This is a genomic window from Methylobacterium sp. D53M, from assembly GCF_053345625.1.
Genome location: NZ_JBKFAL010000089.1, coordinates 1 through 746 on the forward strand (window position 1 = coordinate 1; position 746 = coordinate 746).

Below are 746 nucleotides of genomic sequence, written 5' to 3' on the forward strand. Positions count from 1 at the left end.
CTCGGCGTGAACTTCCGCTCGACCTCCGGGCCGGTGATCGCCAAGGCCGGGGATCTGGCCGCCCAGCTCACCAACCTGGAGGAGCGCGACGTCCTGTTCATCGACGAGATCCACCGGCTCAACCCGGCGGTCGAGGAGATCCTCTACCCGGCCATGGAGGATTACCAGCTCGACCTGATCATCGGCGAGGGCCCGGCGGCGCGCTCGGTCAAGATCGAGCTGCCGAAGTTCACGCTGGTCGGCGCCACGACGCGGGCGGGGCTGCTGACGACGCCGCTGCGCGACCGGTTCGGCATCCCGATCCGGCTGGAGTTCTACGAGATCGACGAGCTGGAGCAGATCGTGGCGCGCGGCGCGCGGGTGCTGGGTCTGGGCATGTCGGCGGAGGGCGCCAACGAGATCGCCCGTCGGGCGCGGGGCACGCCGCGGATCGCGGGGCGGCTCTTGCGGCGGGTGCGGGACTTCGCGGTGGTGGCGGAGGCCGAGACGGTGACGCGGGCGATCGCCGACCGGGCGCTGCAGCTCTTGGACGTGGACGGGGCGGGTCTCGACGTGATGGACCGCAAGTACCTGAGCCTGATCGCGCGCTCGTTCGGGGGCGGGCCCGTGGGCATCGAGACGATCGGGGCGGCGCTGTCGGAGCCGCGGGACGCGATCGAGGACATCATCGAGCCCTACCTGATCCAGCGCGGCTTCGTGCAGCGCACACCCCGCGGACGCGTCCTCACCCGACACGCCTACCGGCA

Annotated in this window: 1 protein-coding gene; it reads left to right on the forward strand. The window is 71.6% G+C overall.

Features of this window, described 5'->3' with window-relative positions:
• Window positions 1-746 (forward strand): Holliday junction branch migration DNA helicase RuvB (gene ruvB / locus ACLBYG_RS31615; protein ID WP_447684090.1); only part of this gene is annotated, 746 nt, incomplete at both ends.